The 17,189-nt window shown below is 33.7% G+C and carries 19 protein-coding genes and 1 tRNA gene; 16 read left to right on the top strand and 4 right to left on the bottom strand.

From position 1 onward, the window contains the following. Positions 1 to 131: 131 nt before the first annotated feature. On the top strand, positions 132 to 569 hold the full coding sequence (locus tag DNC80_RS04945) for a hypothetical protein (RefSeq protein ID WP_182649723.1): 438 nt from the start codon (positions 132 to 134) through the stop codon (positions 567 to 569). Between the two features lie 111 nt (positions 570 to 680). On the opposite strand, the gene DNC80_RS04940 is transcribed toward DNC80_RS04945, so the two are convergent. Next, complete coding sequence (locus DNC80_RS04940) at positions 681 to 2,042, bottom strand: hydroxymethylglutaryl-CoA synthase family protein (RefSeq protein WP_182649720.1); 1,362 nt, start codon at positions 2,040 to 2,042, stop codon at positions 681 to 683. Positions 2,043 to 2,411: 369 nt separating this feature from the next. Between DNC80_RS04940 and DNC80_RS04935 the strand changes: the two genes are divergently transcribed. The 3 genes from DNC80_RS04935 to DNC80_RS04925 all read left to right on the top strand — a co-directional run bounded on the left by DNC80_RS04935 (position 2,412) and on the right by DNC80_RS04925 (position 5,907). Beyond that, positions 2,412 to 3,077 carry a succinate dehydrogenase cytochrome b subunit gene (locus tag DNC80_RS04935; RefSeq protein ID WP_182649719.1) on the top strand — a complete coding sequence of 222 codons (666 nt, stop codon included), beginning with the start codon at positions 2,412 to 2,414 and terminating at the stop codon, positions 3,075 to 3,077. Positions 3,078 to 3,090: 13 nt separating this feature from the next. Next, positions 3,091 to 5,091 carry a fumarate reductase/succinate dehydrogenase flavoprotein subunit gene (locus tag DNC80_RS04930; protein WP_144890490.1) on the top strand — a complete coding sequence of 667 codons (2,001 nt, stop codon included), beginning with the start codon at positions 3,091 to 3,093 and terminating at the stop codon, positions 5,089 to 5,091. 69 nt (positions 5,092 to 5,160) lie between these two features. After that, positions 5,161 to 5,907 (top strand): succinate dehydrogenase/fumarate reductase iron-sulfur subunit, encoded by a 747-nt coding sequence (locus DNC80_RS04925; protein ID WP_182649716.1) that lies wholly within the window; start codon positions 5,161 to 5,163, stop codon positions 5,905 to 5,907. A 117-nt stretch (positions 5,908 to 6,024) separates the two neighbouring features. Here DNC80_RS04925 and DNC80_RS04920 read toward each other — a convergent pair whose 3' ends face one another. Next, positions 6,025 to 6,588 (bottom strand): hypothetical protein, encoded by a 564-nt coding sequence (locus DNC80_RS04920; RefSeq protein ID WP_182649714.1) that lies wholly within the window; start codon positions 6,586 to 6,588, stop codon positions 6,025 to 6,027. A 76-nt stretch (positions 6,589 to 6,664) separates the two neighbouring features. Here DNC80_RS04920 and DNC80_RS04915 point away from each other — a divergent pair, with 76 nt between their 5' ends. Continuing rightward, complete coding sequence (locus DNC80_RS04915; RefSeq protein WP_182649712.1) at positions 6,665 to 7,435, top strand: nitrilase family protein; 771 nt, start codon at positions 6,665 to 6,667, stop codon at positions 7,433 to 7,435. Positions 7,436 to 7,437: 2 nt separating this feature from the next. Here DNC80_RS04915 and DNC80_RS04910 read toward each other — a convergent pair whose 3' ends face one another. After that, positions 7,438 to 9,090: an Ig-like domain-containing protein gene (locus DNC80_RS04910; protein WP_182649710.1), complete on the bottom strand. Its 1,653-nt coding sequence runs from the start codon at positions 9,088 to 9,090 to the stop codon at positions 7,438 to 7,440. A 190-nt stretch (positions 9,091 to 9,280) separates the two neighbouring features. On the opposite strand from DNC80_RS04910, the gene mce reads away from it, so the two are divergent. From mce to DNC80_RS04895, 3 genes are all read left to right on the top strand, one after another. Continuing rightward, a complete protein-coding gene (mce, locus tag DNC80_RS04905; protein WP_182649708.1) occupies positions 9,281 to 9,682 on the top strand; it encodes a methylmalonyl-CoA epimerase in 402 nt (133 codons plus the stop codon). A 141-nt stretch (positions 9,683 to 9,823) separates the two neighbouring features. Beyond that, positions 9,824 to 9,897, top strand: a tRNA-Ile gene (locus tag DNC80_RS04900). A gap of 330 nt (positions 9,898 to 10,227) precedes the next feature. Beyond that, the gene (locus DNC80_RS04895; RefSeq protein WP_182649706.1) at positions 10,228 to 10,440 is read left to right on the top strand and encodes a hypothetical protein; all 213 of its coding nucleotides are present in this window, start codon (positions 10,228 to 10,230) and stop codon (positions 10,438 to 10,440) included. Positions 10,441 to 10,458: 18 nt separating this feature from the next. On the opposite strand, the gene DNC80_RS04890 is transcribed toward DNC80_RS04895, so the two are convergent. Beyond that, positions 10,459 to 11,046 carry a riboflavin synthase gene (locus DNC80_RS04890; protein WP_182649704.1) on the bottom strand — a complete coding sequence of 196 codons (588 nt, stop codon included), beginning with the start codon at positions 11,044 to 11,046 and terminating at the stop codon, positions 10,459 to 10,461. A 57-nt stretch (positions 11,047 to 11,103) separates the two neighbouring features. Between DNC80_RS04890 and pdxA the strand changes: the two genes are divergently transcribed. From pdxA to DNC80_RS04850, 8 genes are all read left to right on the top strand, one after another. Next, positions 11,104 to 12,153: a 4-hydroxythreonine-4-phosphate dehydrogenase PdxA gene (gene pdxA / locus DNC80_RS04885; protein WP_182649702.1), complete on the top strand. Its 1,050-nt coding sequence runs from the start codon at positions 11,104 to 11,106 to the stop codon at positions 12,151 to 12,153. Positions 12,154 to 12,238: 85 nt separating this feature from the next. After that, positions 12,239 to 12,781, top strand: a complete 543-nt coding sequence (locus DNC80_RS04880) for a DUF177 domain-containing protein (RefSeq protein ID WP_182649700.1) — start codon at positions 12,239 to 12,241, stop codon at positions 12,779 to 12,781. 9 nt (positions 12,782 to 12,790) lie between these two features. After that, positions 12,791 to 12,985 (top strand): 50S ribosomal protein L32, encoded by a 195-nt coding sequence (gene rpmF, locus DNC80_RS04875; RefSeq protein ID WP_007137315.1) that lies wholly within the window; start codon positions 12,791 to 12,793, stop codon positions 12,983 to 12,985. 174 nt (positions 12,986 to 13,159) lie between these two features. Continuing rightward, on the top strand, positions 13,160 to 14,158 hold the full coding sequence (locus DNC80_RS04870) for a beta-ketoacyl-ACP synthase III (RefSeq protein ID WP_182649698.1): 999 nt from the start codon (positions 13,160 to 13,162) through the stop codon (positions 14,156 to 14,158). 23 nt (positions 14,159 to 14,181) lie between these two features. Further along, on the top strand, positions 14,182 to 14,661 hold the full coding sequence (gene accB / locus DNC80_RS04865; RefSeq protein ID WP_182649696.1) for an acetyl-CoA carboxylase biotin carboxyl carrier protein: 480 nt from the start codon (positions 14,182 to 14,184) through the stop codon (positions 14,659 to 14,661). 94 nt (positions 14,662 to 14,755) lie between these two features. Then, positions 14,756 to 16,102: an acetyl-CoA carboxylase biotin carboxylase subunit gene (accC, locus tag DNC80_RS04860; RefSeq protein ID WP_182649694.1), complete on the top strand. Its 1,347-nt coding sequence runs from the start codon at positions 14,756 to 14,758 to the stop codon at positions 16,100 to 16,102. A gap of 417 nt (positions 16,103 to 16,519) precedes the next feature. Next, on the top strand, positions 16,520 to 16,816 hold the full coding sequence (locus tag DNC80_RS04855) for a hypothetical protein (protein WP_182649692.1): 297 nt from the start codon (positions 16,520 to 16,522) through the stop codon (positions 16,814 to 16,816). Between the two features lie 40 nt (positions 16,817 to 16,856). Beyond that, a complete protein-coding gene (locus DNC80_RS04850; RefSeq protein ID WP_182649690.1) occupies positions 16,857 to 17,153 on the top strand; it encodes a hypothetical protein in 297 nt (98 codons plus the stop codon). Positions 17,154 to 17,189: the final 36 nt, after the last annotated feature.

The raw sequence follows: 17,189 nt of genomic DNA, 5'->3' as shown, positions 1-17,189 counted from the left end.
AAGAAAAGAATAAGTTTCTTTAGTTGGTGCAAAATCTTGGTGGCAATGGCGCGACAATATCAAAAACAGATACAATAACCCAACTGAAATTTCCTTAAATGAATTGTTTAACAACTGGCAAGATTAAGATTATGAAAAAATTACTCTATATTTATTTAGTGTCGTTGCTGCTTTTAAGCTGCACAGATCAAGGAAGCGGTAAATTTTACAAATATACTATTGAAAATAAAAGTGGGAAAAATATTAAGATTAGTTCATACAGAAGTACTTATCCAAAAAGAGACATCCCAATTGTTATGGTTTTAAATAATGGACAAAGTTTAACTAAAACATTTCAAGATAATTTACCTCCATCAGGGTATGATTTTGCAGTTTTTTTTAATGGAGATTTAATTGTTGTAAATTATGAAAATCTTAAATTTCAAAAATACGATTTTTATGATGGTAAAATATGTGACCAAAACCCATTATTTAACAGCCCATTTTGTAAAAGCGGTACCACTGTGACATTTACTTTTACTCCAGAGGATTATCAAAACGCACAAGATTGTGGCGGGAATTGTAATTAAAAATATAAAAAATGAGATTTAGGTTGTAAAAAAGACTGTCATCAAAAATTGGAGACAGCCTTTTCTTTTGTAATAAACTTGTATTGAAAATTCAATATGTTAAAAATTTTATTACTCCACCCATTTATAATAACGAGCCCCAAGTAAGTTGGGATTTTCGCTTTCAATACGATCTAAAATCCATTCGTTTTTTGGGCTACAAACGCTTTGGTGTTGTTCTTTTTTATGGAGTTTTTCGTAAGTTTTAAAGTCAATTTCAAAGCTTTTTTCGAGGGTTTCAAATAAGGATACACGCTCTAGTGCTTCTTTCCATTCGGCTTGAATGGTTCCTTCAAATACTTTTGATTTCGAGCCACTTCCATAGGCTAGAAAACCAAATACACTTCCAGAAATTTCTTTTTTAGAATCGTAAAAATGAGCTAATGTTGACAATAAGCCCATAAAAATAGAGCCTGTATAAAGATTTCCTATCAATGACGAAGCTAGTTCGGCAGGCTTTAATTTTTTAGAAACAAATTCTATGTAGGCTTCACTTTTGCTGATTTCTTTCAGTTTGTTTTGGTAAACTGTAGTTTCTTCTGTTCCTGATAAAGTATTATTGGAGGCATCCAAAGCATAAATTTCACTAAGCATTCTGCGGCCTTGATATGCGTAAGGTAAGTGCATGACAATGCTGGTCCAGGTGTTATAAACCGTTTGAGACGTTTTTTTTAATTTCTTGAACGAAAAATAAGCATCTCGGGTTCTATCCATGTAACATTGATTGGAATACTGACCGTCAAAAACAGGTTGATCCTTGTGGATTTCTATTTCGCTTTCTAAATTATCAAACCAAGCTTCGTTTGCTTCGTTTCTAGTTATAGCAGTTTTTGCTAATGTTCTGTAAGGTTTAAAAAAGTCAAAAACACCTTTGGTACTTGTTGCCCAAGCCTCTCCAAAAGCGATAATTCTGGGGTTTGAGGTTATTAATAAGGCAATAGCTCCCGCACCTTGAGTGTATTCTCCGGTAGAGTTCAAATCGTATTTGGCAAAATCAGTCGTTACAACAATGGCCTTTTTAGTTGGGTTGAGTCGAATAAAATCCATACAATTTTGCATCGCATCTACACCGCCAATACAGGCAAAAGTAAAATCAACCACATCGCATTCTGACAAAGTGTTTTCTCCAAATTTTTGTTCCATCAATGAAATTAAGAATGAACTAATAGGTTTTGAGTTGTCAATACTACTCTCGCTACCAACGTAAATTCTGGCTATTTCATTTAGATTTATGTTGTGGTCAAGGATTAACTTGGTCAAGGCATTGGCTCCAAAAACTACTACATCTTGGTGTACATCCGGAAGAGTCATTTTTTCTAATCCAAGTCCTTTTTGCAGTTTTTCAGGGTCAATATTTCTGGCTTTTGCCAATGCGCCAATGGATAAATGTATTTTTGCAACATCAAAAGTGATGGCATCGATTCCGATTTTCATTTTAAATTATTTTGACTATAAAATTAGAAATAAGCTCGCTAATCTTTTTTTATTTTGTGTTTTTAAAACTGCCTTCGGTCTATTTTTAGTAAATTTAAATTTTTGATTTAGGCAAATTATTGATGTCATAAAAAACATTGTTATTTTTAAGAATTATGTTTTTGTTTGATTCGTAAAGATTTTTAAATTCTTTAGTTTTGTCTAACGAAATTCTTCTTTTGTAGTGTTCTAGGTCTTGATTTATATAGGTTTATTTGGTTTTGTGATGTAACACTTTAAAATGATTATAAATTATAGCGAAAAGGTTGTAGTTCATTTCTAATTGCCCTATTTTTGTATGATTTTTTAAATTAATACAACTAAATTCTTATGGCAAAATCTTCATTATTAAAGTCATCGATTGCAAAAAAAGTAGCTATGGCGCTTTCTGGACTTTTCTTAATTTTATTTTTAGCACAACATTTTTTTATAAACAGTACCTCGGTTTTTAGTCCTGATACTTTTAACTCTATTTCTCATTTTATGGGAAATAACCCGTTGGTGCAGTTTGTTATTCAACCTATTCTTATTATAGGTGTTATTTTTCACTTTATTATGGGTATCGTTTTAGATCTTCAGAATAAAAGTGCAAGACCTATTAAATATGTAAAAAATAATGGTGCAGCTAGCTCATCATGGGCATCACGTAACATGATTATTTCTGGAGCTGTTGTATTAGCTTTCATGCTTTTACACTTTTATGATTTTTGGATTCCAGAAATGGTTTACAAGTATGTAGAGGTAAATCCACTTGATGAGACTCGTTATTTTGGTGAGTTGCAACACAAATTTGTTGATCCTATTCGTACTGCTATTTATTGTTTTTCATTTGTATTGTTAGCATTACACTTGTGGCACGGTTTCAACTCTTCGTTTCAATCTGTAGGGTTCAACAATAAATACTCTAGATCATTACACAAATTGGGATATGCTTTTGCAATTGTAGTTCCTGTAGGCTTTATTTTCATTGCATTATTTCATCATTTTAATCATTAATATTAAATTATAAATGGCTTTAGATTCAAAAATACCAAATGGTCCAATAGCGGACAAATGGACAAATTATAAAAATCACATCAATTTAGTTAACCCAGCTAACAAACGTAATATTGATATTATTGTTGTAGGTACTGGTCTTGCCGGTGGTTCTGCCGCTGCAACTTTAGCTGAATTAGGATATAACGTTAAAACTTTTTGTTTTCAAGATTCACCTCGTCGTGCGCACTCTATTGCTGCACAAGGTGGTATCAACGCAGCAAAAAACTATCAAGGTGATGGTGACTCTACTTTCCGTTTGTTTTACGATACGGTAAAAGGAGGAGATTACCGCTCAAGAGAAGCAAACGTTCACAGACTTGCTGAGGTTTCTGTAAATATTATTGACCAGTGTGTTATGCAAGGTGTTCCATTGGCACGTGAATATGGAGGATTGTTAGACAACCGTTCTTTTGGTGGAACATTAGTAGCTAGAACTTTTTACGCAAAAGGACAAACAGGACAGCAATTATTATTAGGAGCTTACTCTGCTATGAACCGTCAAATTGGTCGTGGTAAGATAAAATCATACACACGTCATGAAATGCAAGATTTAGTTCTTGTTGATGGTAAAGCAAGAGGAATTATTGCTCGTAACTTGGTAACAGGTGAGCTAGAGCGTCACTCTGCACACGCAGTTGTAATTGCTTCGGGAGGATATGGTAACGTATTTTTCTTGTCAACTTATGCCATGGGTAGTAATGCTACTGCAGCTTGGAAAGTACACAAAAAAGGAGCTTACTTTGCTAATCCATGTTACACACAAATTCACCCAACTTGTATCCCAGTTTCTGGAGATCACCAGTCTAAATTAACTTTGATGTCTGAATCATTACGTAATGATGGACGTATTTGGGTTCCTGCAAAATTAGAAGATGCACAAGCTATTCGTGAAGGTAAATTGAAACCGACACAAATCGCTGAAGCTGACAGAGATTATTATTTAGAGCGTCGTTACCCAGCTTTTGGTAACTTGGTACCTAGAGATATCGCTTCGCGTGCTGCTAAAGAAAGATGTGATGCTGGTTTTGGTGTGAACAAAACTGGTGAAGCAGTTTACTTAGATTTTGCTGCAGCAATTGAGCGTTATGGTAAAGAACAAGCTTATGTTAAAGGTTTTGATGCCAATGACAAAGCGTTAGTAACAAAATTAGGAGCTGCTATTGTAGCTAATAAATACGGAAACTTATTCCAAATGTATGAGAAAATCGTTGATGAGGATCCATACACAACTCCAATGATGATTTATCCAGCAGTACACTATACTATGGGTGGTATTTGGGTTGATTATAACTTACAAACTACAATTCCAGGTTGTTTCAGTATTGGAGAAGCTAACTTCTCTGATCACGGAGCGAACCGTCTTGGAGCTTCTGCTTTAATGCAAGGTCTAGCTGATGGGTATTTTGTATTGCCATACACAATTGGTGATTACTTAGCACCAGACATTAAAACAGGAAAAATTTCTACTGATTTACCTGAATTTGTTGAAGCTGAGAAAAATGTAAAAGCACGTATTGATCAGTTTATCAATAACAACGGTACGCATTCTGTTGATTATTTCCATAAGAAACTTGGAAAAATCATGTGGAACAAAGTGGGTATGGCTCGTAATGCGAAAGGATTAACAGAGGCAATTGAAGAAATTGCAGCATTAAGAGAAGAATTTTACAGAGATGTAAAAGTTCCTGGAGATGCATACAGTTTCAATCAAGAGCTTGACAAAGCTGGTCGTGTTGCTGATTTCTTAGAATTAGGAGAGTTGTTTGCTAAAGATGCATTGCACCGTAATGAATCTTGTGGAGGTCACTTCCGTGAAGAATACCAATCTGAGGATGGTGAAGCACAACGAGATGATGAGAACTATGCTTATGTTGCAGCATGGGAATACATGGGTAAACCAAGTGAGGCTATACTTCACAAGGAACCTTTAGTCTATGACAATGTTAAACTAGTAACGCGTAGTTATAAATAGGAATCAGTCCGAGATAAAAATGATGGTATTACCACTTTTTGATTCTAAGACTTTCAAACGAAAGAAAATATGAAACTTACATTAAAAATATGGCGTCAAGCCAACGCCAAAGCAGAAGGTAAAATCGTTGAGTATCCATTAGATGGCATTGAGGAAGATATGTCTTTCCTAGAGATGCTTGATGTGCTTAACGAAGGCTTAATTAACAAAGGAGATTTACCAGTATCTTTTGATCATGATTGTCGCGAAGGTATTTGCGGTTCATGTTCTTTGTATATCAATGGTGAAGCGCATGGTCCAGACAGACGTGTACCTACTTGTCAATTACACATGAGAATGTTTAAAGACGGTGATACTATTTTTATAGAGCCGTTTAGAGCCAAAGCTTTTCCAGTAATTAAAGATTTAGTTGTTGACAGAAGTGCTTTTGATAGAATTCAACACGCAGGTGGATTTGTATCTGTAAATACTTCAGGAAAACCAACAGATGCTAATGCAATTTTGATTCCTAAGCACGATGCAGATAGAGCATTTGATGCTGCTACTTGTATTGGTTGTGGAGCTTGTGTAGCAAGTTGTAAAAACTCATCTGCTATGCTTTTCGTATCGGCAAAAGTATCACAATATGCATTATTGCCACAAGGTAAAGTTGAGGCGGCTGATCGTGTAATGAACATGGTTGCTCAAATGGATGCTGAAGGTTTTGGTAACTGTACTAATACTGGAGCGTGTGAAGTTGAATGCCCAAAAGGAATTTCTCTTGAAAACATTGCCAGAATGAATAGAGAATATTTATCGGCTAGCTTAAAAGGATAATTAGTTAGTCTTAAAAATTAGAGTCTTAGGACAAAAAATTCATAATTATAAAAAACGCATTCAATCTCAAAGTTGAATGCGTTTTTTTTGGTCTAAATGTTAGGTTTAAAAAGTGTTCTAGTCTTTCCATCCCCATGGAGCAGTGGGTGTTGCTACTGCTTTTGTTAAATCAAATTTTACCGTAAACAATCTGTCAGAACCTATGCGTCTTAAGTTATAGGTAAACGAGGTCTCATCAATTGTAATCCACCAGACATTAGTTGCGGCGTTCGGAATTAAATTTAATGTTTCTTGATCTGCTGGAAAAAATTGAATACTAGCACTGCCTGAATTTGGACTCGTCCCGCCGTACTGTGTCACTTTATCTTCAGTTCCATCCTCGTGTCTGTGATCGTGTTTAAGTTTAATTCTGTCGTTTTCAAACGTTAAAACCCAAGTTCTTGATTTGTCTTCGCCAACAAAAAACGGAATTTTAATGGTGTTTTTGGTGCAGCTTCTAACATGCATTACTAGTTTTTTATCCCTAAAAGTATCATTAGAAGCACTTTCTTTGATTTCTCCTTCAAACGACTTTCCACAATGTTTTTGTAGGTTTTCCCAAAATTGTTGCGCGCCCATTTTTTCTTGTGCTTGCAGTATTAACTGAGTTAAAAGCAAAATGGCAACGAATATTTTTTTCATGTTTTAGTTTTTTTTGCTAATGTAAGGAAGTTACGGTACGTATAGAATTGTTATTTTTATAGAAAATTAGAAAAAAATGAAAATAGCCTTTATTCAAGCTCCGTTGTTATGGGAAAATCCAAAGGAAAATCGTGTATATTTTGAATCCAAAATCAATGAAATACAACTTGATGTACAAATAATAGTCTTGCCAGAGATGTTTACTAGTGGTTTTACCATGAATCCTGAACGTGTTGCTGAAGGCATGCAGGGTGAAACCTTAACTTGGTTAAAACAACTTGCTTCCAATAGAAATTGTGCTTTTATGGGTAGTCTCGTGATCACAGAGGGAGATCAGTTTTTTAACAGGTTCGTTTTTGTTGCGCCTTCTGGAAAGGTCGAATATTATGATAAGAAACATTTGTTTACATTGTCTGGTGAAAACATTGCTTATATTTCAGGTAAAGAAAAGTGTATTATTGAATATCTAGGTTGGAAAATTTGTCCTTTAATTTGTTATGATTTGCGTTTCCCAGTTTTTTCTAGAAATACAGAGGATTATGACTTATTAGTTTATGTTGCCAGCTGGCCAAAAACAAGGGTAAATGCTTGGGATATTTTACTTCAGGCGCGAGCTGTTGAGAATATGTGTTATGTTATAGGAGTTAACAGATTAGGAACTGATGGAAATGGGTATGAATACGTAGGGCATTCCCAAGCCGTAGATTTTTTAGGTCATTATTTACAAGAGCCTACCCAAATTGAAGGTTCTTTTGTCGTAACATTAAATAAGGAAAAGTTAGTTGAAACAAGACAAAAACTAGGTTTTCTTAATGATCGAGACGTATTTGAAATAATAGATAACTAAGGTTATTTTTTGTTTGTTTCTTTCTTTTTAATTTCGGGGGTGTACGGAATACCTAAATCAAAGAGTTGATTTACATCCCAATTGGCACGAACATCTATTTCTTTAGAAAAGTATATTACTTCTTCGGCTTGGAGTTTATTAAGGTAGTCTCCTGGATCCCACTTGCCGTTTTTATTGGAGTCATAAGTGGCTCTAAGCGTATATTGTGCGGGTTCTATTAAATTGAAATTGATAGTGCTGTTTTCTGTAGTATATTCAGAGGCTAGTACATCACCTTTTGCATTTGTTAACTCAATAAGTACAGGATAACTTTTAACTTTTTGAAGGTTTACGCTTAGATTTCCATAATCAGAGGTGTTTCTAGTACTGAATTTAAAGGTTAAGGTGTCATTCTTTTTTTCAAAAAAATCAGTAAAAGCTTCTGGTAAAACCGTCATCACGTAGTTTTCTGAAGGTTCTTTTTTAAAGTCAAAATACAAGCGTTGATTGTATTCATCATACTCAGTTTTAAATGGAATCGATTTTTTGTTTTTATCCAATAAAGTTATTTTTTCGTTTACAATATTAATTAATGGCGTACTAGCTTCAAGAGTAAACTGCTCTCTGAATTTCAAGTCGCCCATTTGTAGTGGCGTCACATTTAAAGTGTCCTTTTTTTGATCCTTAATTTTAAAGGAAAATTTAGTTTCATACTTATCTTTTTTTACAAATAACTTCAAGGAATCTGTTTTAATAGGTTTATACCATATTTGGAGTGAATCCTTTTTTGGAAATTTTGTAACCAAGTGATTTATTTCGGTAGCATTATCTTTTAATGTTAATTTAGGTAAATCTTTAGGGTTGTCCATTGTTCCCTCATAACCCATTATGAGTTTGTTGCCGGCAGCTTGTACTGGTCTAATAGCCTTAAATGGTAGCTTTTCTTTGAAGATTTCGAGTTCATAAAGCGTATCGTTTGGTACAGATATAAATTCTTTTACAAACCCAATCTTGTCTTTCTTAGGGTCAAATTTATTATTGTTATTGTAGTCCTTAAGCGCTACAAGTAAATATTTCCCAGCTTTAAGGTTTTCTAATTTGAAACTTTTCAAACTATCAAGAGTATTTGTGATGTATCTTGGATTTTCCTTGTAAATTACAGAGTCATTAAATTTTTCGTTTACTTCATACAGCATAACCGAAACGAAAGGCTCCACTTCTTTATCAAGAGCACTTTTTATGGTTCCTCCTAGTTGCAAAGAATCAATTGTTGCTCCTGTAGAGAACACATATTTAAACTGGTTTAGTGGGTTCTCTTCATTATTATCTGCAATACTCTGTCCGAAATTGAGACTGTAAGTAGTATTGGGTTGTAAAGTATCTTTGAGCGTAATTGTTATCGTTTTTGTGGGTGTGGTAGGTATAATAAGCGGTTCATTTTTCATGGGAGGAGAAATGATAAGTTGCTTATTTAAGTTTTTCAATTTAATATTCTCGTCAAATACCAACTGAATCTTGTTTCCAGTGAAATTGGTGCTAAAATTTTTAGGGAAACTTACCTTAAGAATTGGCGCAATGGTATCTTTTAGACCACCAGTAATAGTGCCTCTTTTTGCACAACTCGCTAAGATTATTAAAAAGAGAAAAAAAGTATATTTGAGATTGTTTTTCAACATGGTAAATTCTGATTTCAGTTTACAAAATAACGACTATAATTTATGCTTTCGAAATATTTTAAGGATTTATTATCAATAGTAGCTGCAATAGATTAGTGATAATTTTGGTCTACGAATATAAATACTAATTTTACATAATTGGCTGCTTAGTCAAAAAACAGGTTGTTTTAAAATATAAATAAATTTATTCATGAGAAAAATAGAACACATAGGAATTGCTGTAAAAGATTTAGAGGTATCTAACTTGGTTTTTGAAAAATTGTTTGGAGCACCAGCTTATAAATTTGAAGAAGTTCTGAGCGAGGGTGTCACTACTTCTTTTTTTCAGAGCGGACCCAATAAGATTGAATTACTAGCTGCAACTCATCCGGATAGTCCAATAGCTAAGTTTTTAGAGAAAAAAGGTGAAGGGATTCATCATATTGCTTTTGATGTAGCAGATATTGAGTCAGAAATTGTTCGATTAAAGCAAGAAGGCTTTGTGGTCCTTAATGAAACTCCGAAAAAAGGAGCTGATAATAAGCTAGTTGTGTTTTTGCATCCCAAAAGCACAAATGGAGTTTTGATTGAACTGTGTCAAGAGATCGTATGATTTTAAATGCTATGTAGTGTAGGTCGTTAGTATTCAATGCATTCGGATTGCTTTGAATTTTTTTTTATAAAAGAGTAAAAAACTATGTCAAATTTATTTGTAGCAATTAAAAAATAGTAGTAATATTGCAACCTCATAACCGGTCCTATAGCTCAGCTGGTTAGAGCACCTGACTCATAATCAGGTGGTCCCTGGTTCGAGCCCAGGTGGGACCACTCTTTAAGTTTAAAAAGCCTTATAAACATTCTGTTTGTAAGGCTTTTTTATTTCCAAGATGTGTTAGAGATTTATGGTGATGTCTGTTTCATTTTAAATCCTGAAGTTAAAGTAGTATATAAAATGTTTGTTTGTATAGTTGTTACTTGTTGTAGACTTTTAAAAGAGATTGTCTAGCTGCAAAAGTTATAGATTTAGATTTAGCGTAATTCTTGTTTTAGTAAGATTTTGTTATAATAGTAATAACTAGGCATGTTATTGATAAAAAACAAGTTAATCCGGTTAAATTTCTTTTTTGTGTCGTTAATTTTATTTATTTTTGTGTCGACATGAAACAACTATCAAATAAATACCACCTTTCGTTTGTGTTGACTTTTGCTTTTGTAATTTTTGCAAAAGCACAACCGCCACCACCACCTCCGCCAGGTGCGCCGCCACCTGTATTTCCAATTGATGACTGTGTTTATGTGGTTATGATATTAGCTGTTTTTTTAGGGATTTATCTCATTATTTATAACACAAAAAAACCTTTAGGAAGCTAAAGGTTTTTTTTGTGGGTGTTATTTTGTGCTGTGAAGCCGGGATACGTATTTACCAATAACATCAAATTCTAAATTTACTTTAGTGCCAACTGTAAAAGTGTTGAAGTTGGTATGCTCATAAGTATATGGGATAATAGCGACGCTAAATCTATCTTTTTGTGAATCTACTACGGTTAAACTTACTCCGTTTACAGTAATAGATCCTTTTTCGATTGTTATATTATTCAAATTACTGTCGTATTCAAACGTGTATTTCCAGCTCCCGTTCGTTTCATCGGCTTGAATGCAAGTTCCTACTTGGTCAACATGTCCTTGTACAATATGTCCGTCAAGCCTATCACCAAGCTTCATAGCGCGTTCCAGGTTTACAATATCATTTGCACTCCAGTGAGATAGGTTGGTTTTTTGTAAAGTTTCATCTATGGCAGTCACTGTGTAGCGGTCATCTTGTATGGCTACTACTGTCAGGCATACGCCGTTATGTGCTACGCTTTGGTCTATTTTAAGTTCGTTTGTTATAGAGGAACTGATGGTAATATGCACATTAGAATTCTCTTTTTGTATTTCTTGGATAGTACCAAGTGTTTCTATAATTCCTGTAAACATTTCTTGTTTTATTTTACTAAATTTGCAGTTCAAAATTAGCAATAAATAACGGTAGTCATGGTGAAAAATGCAGAAAATATAATTGTAGGGATTTCTATAGGAGATTTAAACGGTATTGGAAGCGAGGTAGTTTTGAAAACATTTGAGGATTCTCGAATGTTAGAAATGTGTACTCCAGTTATTTTTGCAAATGTAAAAATGTTAACTTTTATTAAAAAAACATTTCAATCTACATCATTGTTGCACGGAATAGACAAGTTAGACCAACTTGTTCATGGTAAAGTTAATGTTTTAAATGTTTGGAAGGAAGGAGTAGAGTTAAATCTTGGCAAATCTGATGTTAAAGCAGGAGAGTATGCAATTAAGTCTTTTGTAGCAGCCACAACAGCGCTAAAGGAAGGTGGAATTGATGTGTTAGTAACTGCTCCTATTAACAAATCTAATATACAATCGGAAGATTTTGTATTTCCGGGACATACAGATTACTTGGATCAAGAATTAGAGGGAAATGCATTGATGTTGATGGTTCAAGATAATTTGAGAGTAGGTTTGCTTACAGATCATATTCCTTTAAGTGAAGTTGCATCGCATCTCACTGAGGAGTTAATTGTTAGAAAGATAGAAACAATCAAGCAATCTTTAATTCAAGATTTTAGTATTAATAAGCCGAAAATTGCTGTGTTGGGACTAAATCCTCACTGTGGCGATGGTGGAGTGATAGGGAATGAGGAAAATTTAGTTTTGAAACCGGTTTTAAAAAAAATATTTGATAAAGGAACACTTGTTTTTGGGCCTTTTTCAGCAGATGGTTTTTTTGGAAGTAATCAATACGAAAAATACGACGCTATAATAGCAACCTATCATGATCAAGGATTGATACCTTTTAAAACATTGTCTTTTGGCAAAGGAGTAAATTATACAGCAGGTTTGCATAAAATTAGAACTTCGCCAGATCACGGGACGGCTTATGAAATCGCGGGTAAAGGTATTGCTGATTTCAATTCATTTAAAGAGGCGGTTTATTTAGCTATTGATGTGTTTCATTCTAGAAATCAATATGCCGAAATCAGTAAAAAACCGCTTAGAATAAAAGAAAAACAGTTGTGAACAAAAAAAAGTGAATAAGATTATTAGATTTGCAATAAATTTATATCTTTGCACTCCCGAAGTTTAGGGTCAAATTGTGGTTAAAATGAAGAACACGAAAGAATATTTGATACCTTTTATAGGTTTGAAGCTAGGGAAACATAATTTTGAATATCAAATTGATAATAAGTTCTTTGAAATCTTTGATTACAATGAATATCAAGATTCAAATATCAAAGTAAATGTAGTTTTGGATAAAAAAAGTACATTTCTAGAATTAAGTTTTAAACACAAAGGATATGTAAATGTTCCTTGTGACTTGACCAGTGAAGATTTTAACTTGGCTGTAAAAGGAAAAATGAAACTTATAGTTCGTTTTGGTGAAGAATTTAACAATGATAATGAGGAGTTATTAATACTTCCTCACGGAGAGTTTGAGATAGATATAGCGCAATATATTTATGAAATGATTGTGTTGTCAGTTCCTTTAAGACGGGTTCATCCTGGCGTAAAAGACGGTACTTTGCAAACAGAAGCTTTGCAAAAACTAAGTAAACTTGCTGTAAGCGAAGAGAAAGAAGAAATTAAAGAAGAAGAAAATATTGACCCGCGATGGGACAAATTAAAGCAACTATTAACGGATAAATAATATAGTAAAATGGCACATCCTAAGAGAAAAATCTCCAAAACAAGAAGAGATAAGAGAAGAACACATTATAAAGCTACTGTAGCACAAATTGCAACTTGTCCTATCACAGGAGAAGCACACTTATACCACAGAGCATACTGGCACGAAGGTAAAATGTATTACAGAGGGCAAGTTGTTATAGATAAATCTGTAGCTGTTGCTTAATACATTACGGTAAATGATATTCGAACTCTCACATCGTGAGAGTTTTTTTTGTTGATTATAATTAGAGCTAATTATAAAACAACACATTCTGAAAAAAATGAAAATTTTTTTGTAATTTTCACGTCTTTTAAAAAATTTTCAAATGGAAACATTTGACTTGAAATAAATGCAACAATGAATACAATCACAGCCGCAATAACCGCTGTTGGTGCCTACGTACCTGATTTTGTACTTTCGAACAAAGTATTAGAAACAATGGTTGATACCAATGACGAATGGATTACTTCACGTACAGGAATTAAAGAGAGAAGAATACTTAAGGATACAGATAAAGGAACCTCTTTTTTAGCTATAAAAGCTGCTCAAGATTTGATAGCAAAAGCTAATATTGATCCTCTTGAAATTGATATGGTGATATTGGCCTCAGCTACACCAGATATGCCTGTAGCTTCAACTGGAGTTTTTGTAGCCACACAAATAGGTGCTACAAATGCATTTGCATATGACTTGCAAGCTGCATGTTCTAGTTTTTTATATGGTATGTCAACCGCATCAGCTTACATAGCCTCAGGAAAATATAAAAAAGTACTGTTAATAGGTGCTGATAAAATGTCCTCAATTGTAGATTATACAGATAGAGCTACTTGTATCATTTTTGGTGATGGTGCAGGAGCCGTATTGTTTGAGCCTAACTATGAAGGATTAGGTTTGCAAGACGAATATTTGCGTAGCGATGGAGTAGGTAGAGATTTTTTAAAGATAGATGCAGGAGGATCACTTAACCCTACATCATTTGAAACCGTAAGAGACAATAAGCACAGTATTGTGCAGGATGGTAAAACTGTTTTTAAATACGCAGTTACTAACATGGCCGATGCTAGTGAATTGATATTAAAAAGAAATAATTTGACCAATACTGATGTTGATTGGTTGGTTCCTCATCAAGCAAATAAACGTATTATTGACGCTACAGCAAGCAGAATGGAACTTGAAGACTCTAAAGTACTTGTAAATATTGAGAAATATGGCAATACCACGTCAGCTACTTTACCCTTAGTTTTATATGACTTTGAGCACTTATTAAAAAAGGGTGATAACATAATATTAGCAGCATTTGGTGGTGGATTCACTTGGGGATCTATCTATTTAAAATGGGCATACGATAAAAAATAAATTTAAACTAAAAACAAATAATCATGGATTTAAAAGAAATTCAAAATCTAATCAAGTTTGTAGCAAATTCAGGTGTTGCAGAAGTTAAATTAGAAATGGATGATGTAAAAATTACCATTAGAACCACTTTAGAAGGAAATGTAACTGAGACTACTTATGTACAGCAGATGCCAGCTCAAGCAGCAATTCAGCAAGCAGTTGTACCACAGCAAATTGCTCCAGTTGCTGTAACTCCAGAAGCTCCAGTTGTAGAAAATGCACATTATATTACTATAAAGTCACCAATTATTGGAACTTTTTATAGAAAACCATCACCAGACAAACCTATGTTTGTTGAAGTAGGTAAATCAATTGCAAAAGGAGATGTTTTATGTGTAATTGAAGCCATGAAATTATTTAACGAAATAGAGTCTGAAGTTTCAGGTAAGATCGTTAAAATATTGGTAGACGATATGTCGCCAGTTGAGTTTGATCAACCGTTATTTTTAGTTGATCCATCATAAAGAAATTTTAAACTAAAAAATTATTTTTGATATCGAATATTTCGAAAATCAATAAAACTTAGATTTAAAATTTACATTTAAAATTTCAAATAAGATGTTTAAAAAAATATTAATTGCAAATAGAGGTGAGATTGCATTGCGCGTTATTAGAACGTGTAAAGAAATGGGCATAAAAACAGTTGCAGTATACTCTACTGCTGATGCTGATAGTTTGCATGTGAAATTTGCTGACGAAGCGGTTTGTATAGGGCCACCTCCAAGTAATTTATCTTACTTAAAAATGTCAAATATTATTGCAGCTGCCGAAATTACAAACGCAGATGCAATTCATCCAGGGTATGGTTTTTTATCTGAAAATTCAAAATTTTCAAAGATATGCCAAGAACACGGTATAAAATTCATTGGGGCTTCTCCTGAAATGATTGATAGAATGGGAGACAAAGCTTCTGCTAAATCGACTATGATTGAAGCAGGTGTTCCATGTGTTCCAGGTTCTGTAGGGATTTTAGAATCGTACGAACAAGCGTTACAATTAGCAAGAGAGTTCGGATTTCCAGTTATGTTAAAAGCTACTGCTGGAGGTGGAGGAAAAGGAATGCGTGCCGTTTGGAAAGAAGAGGATTTATTGAAAGCATGGGAAAGTGCTCGTCAAGAGTCGGCTGCAGCATTTGGTAATGATGGAATGTATCTTGAAAAATTAATCGAAGAACCACGTCATATCGAAATTCAAGTTGTAGGTGATGCTTACGGTAAAGCATGTCACTTATCTGAAAGAGATTGTTCTGTTCAAAGACGTCATCAAAAACTTACCGAAGAAACGCCTTCGCCTTTCATGACTGACGAATTGCGTCAAGCTATGGGTGCAGCAGCAGTAAAAGCAGCTGAGTTTATTAAGTATGAGGGTGCCGGAACAGTAGAATTCTTAGTAGATAAGCACCGTAACTTCTACTTTATGGAAATGAATACGCGTATTCAAGTTGAGCATCCTATTACTGAACAAGTAATTGATTATGATTTGATACGTGAGCAAATATTAGTGGCTGCCGGTGTGTCTATCTCAGGTAAAAATTATTTGCCACAATTACACGCAATTGAGTGCCGTATTAATGCAGAAGATCCTTATAATGATTTTCGTCCTTCACCAGGAAAAATTACTACGTTGCACATGCCAGGCGGACATGGTGTACGCTTAGATACACACGTGTATTCTGGTTATACAATTCCTCCAAATTACGATTCAATGATTGCAAAACTGATTACTACTGCTCAATCTCGTGAAGAAGCTATTAGTAAAATGAGAAGAGCATTAGATGAATTCGTAATTGAAGGTATAAAAACTACCATTCCATTCCACAGACAATTGATGGATGATCCACGATACATTGCGGGAGATTATACTACTGCTTTTATGGATACTTTTAAAATGAACGATCCAGAATAAACACTTGTTTGTTGAACAATATAAAAATCCCGTCAAATATTTTTTTGACGGGATTTTTTTGATACTACTGTTATTATACTATTTAGACTTATAAAAGGAACTAAAGAAGTGGAATGCATTTTTTATACCATACAAATTATTTAGTTCGGCTACTCTCATAATTTTTTAAAAAGAACCTTGCATCAGTGTAAGGTTCTTTTTGGTTATGGATTCAAATAAATTTAACCAACTGTGTATTTATTACACAGTTTTACATTGTTTTTTCTCGTTTTACACAGTACAGCCATAAGTGTTAAATTTGTAACTAGTTTAAAAATAGTCAATTATGATAATGGATAGTTGTGTTTTAAAATTGGTATGATTATTCTATTATCATTAGTATTAAAACTAATTATATAATCTTAAATATTACATCACATGAAAAAGTTAATCGTATCAGCAGCTATTGTTTTAGGAAGTTTATCAACTTTTGCAACACCAGTACAAAGCGCAAATAAAGAATTGCAAACAGTAAATGTGCAAGAGGAATACACAGAAGTTAAATTAGAAGAAGTTCCTGCTGCTATAAAAGAAGCATTAAAAAAAGCATATCCTGAAGCAGTTTTAGATAAGGCTTATGTTAATCCTAAAAAAGAGTATAAACTAGACATTACTATTGGGGACAAAAAAGGAAGTCTTTTTGCAGACGAATTAGGAAACTGGATTAAGAAATAAGATAAAGAAGTAAATACAACAACATTTAAAAACAAATACCATGAAAAAGTTAATAGTATCAGCAGCAATTGTTTTGGGCAGTTTTTCAACTTTTGCAACACCAGTTCTAAAAGCTAAAAAAGTATTGCAAACAGTAAATATGCAAGAGGAATACACAGAAATTAAACTAGAAGAAGTTCCTGCAGCCATAACAGAAGCATTAAAAAAAGCATATCCTGACGCAGTTTTAGATAAGGCCTATGTAAATGCTAATAAAGAGTACAAATTAGACGTTACGCAAGGAGATAAAAAAGGGAATTTATTTGCCGATGCAAACGGGAAATGGATTCAAAAGTAGTCTTTTGTAATGTAGTAAAAATTACAGTTGGAGACC

Origin of the sequence: Flavobacterium sp. SOK18b, assembly GCF_014156605.1 — a bacterium.
Taxonomy (GTDB): domain Bacteria; phylum Bacteroidota; class Bacteroidia; order Flavobacteriales; family Flavobacteriaceae; genus Flavobacterium; species Flavobacterium tiangeerense.
Note: the sequence above shows the minus strand (reverse complement) of the source record. Positions and strands in the feature narration are given on the sequence as shown.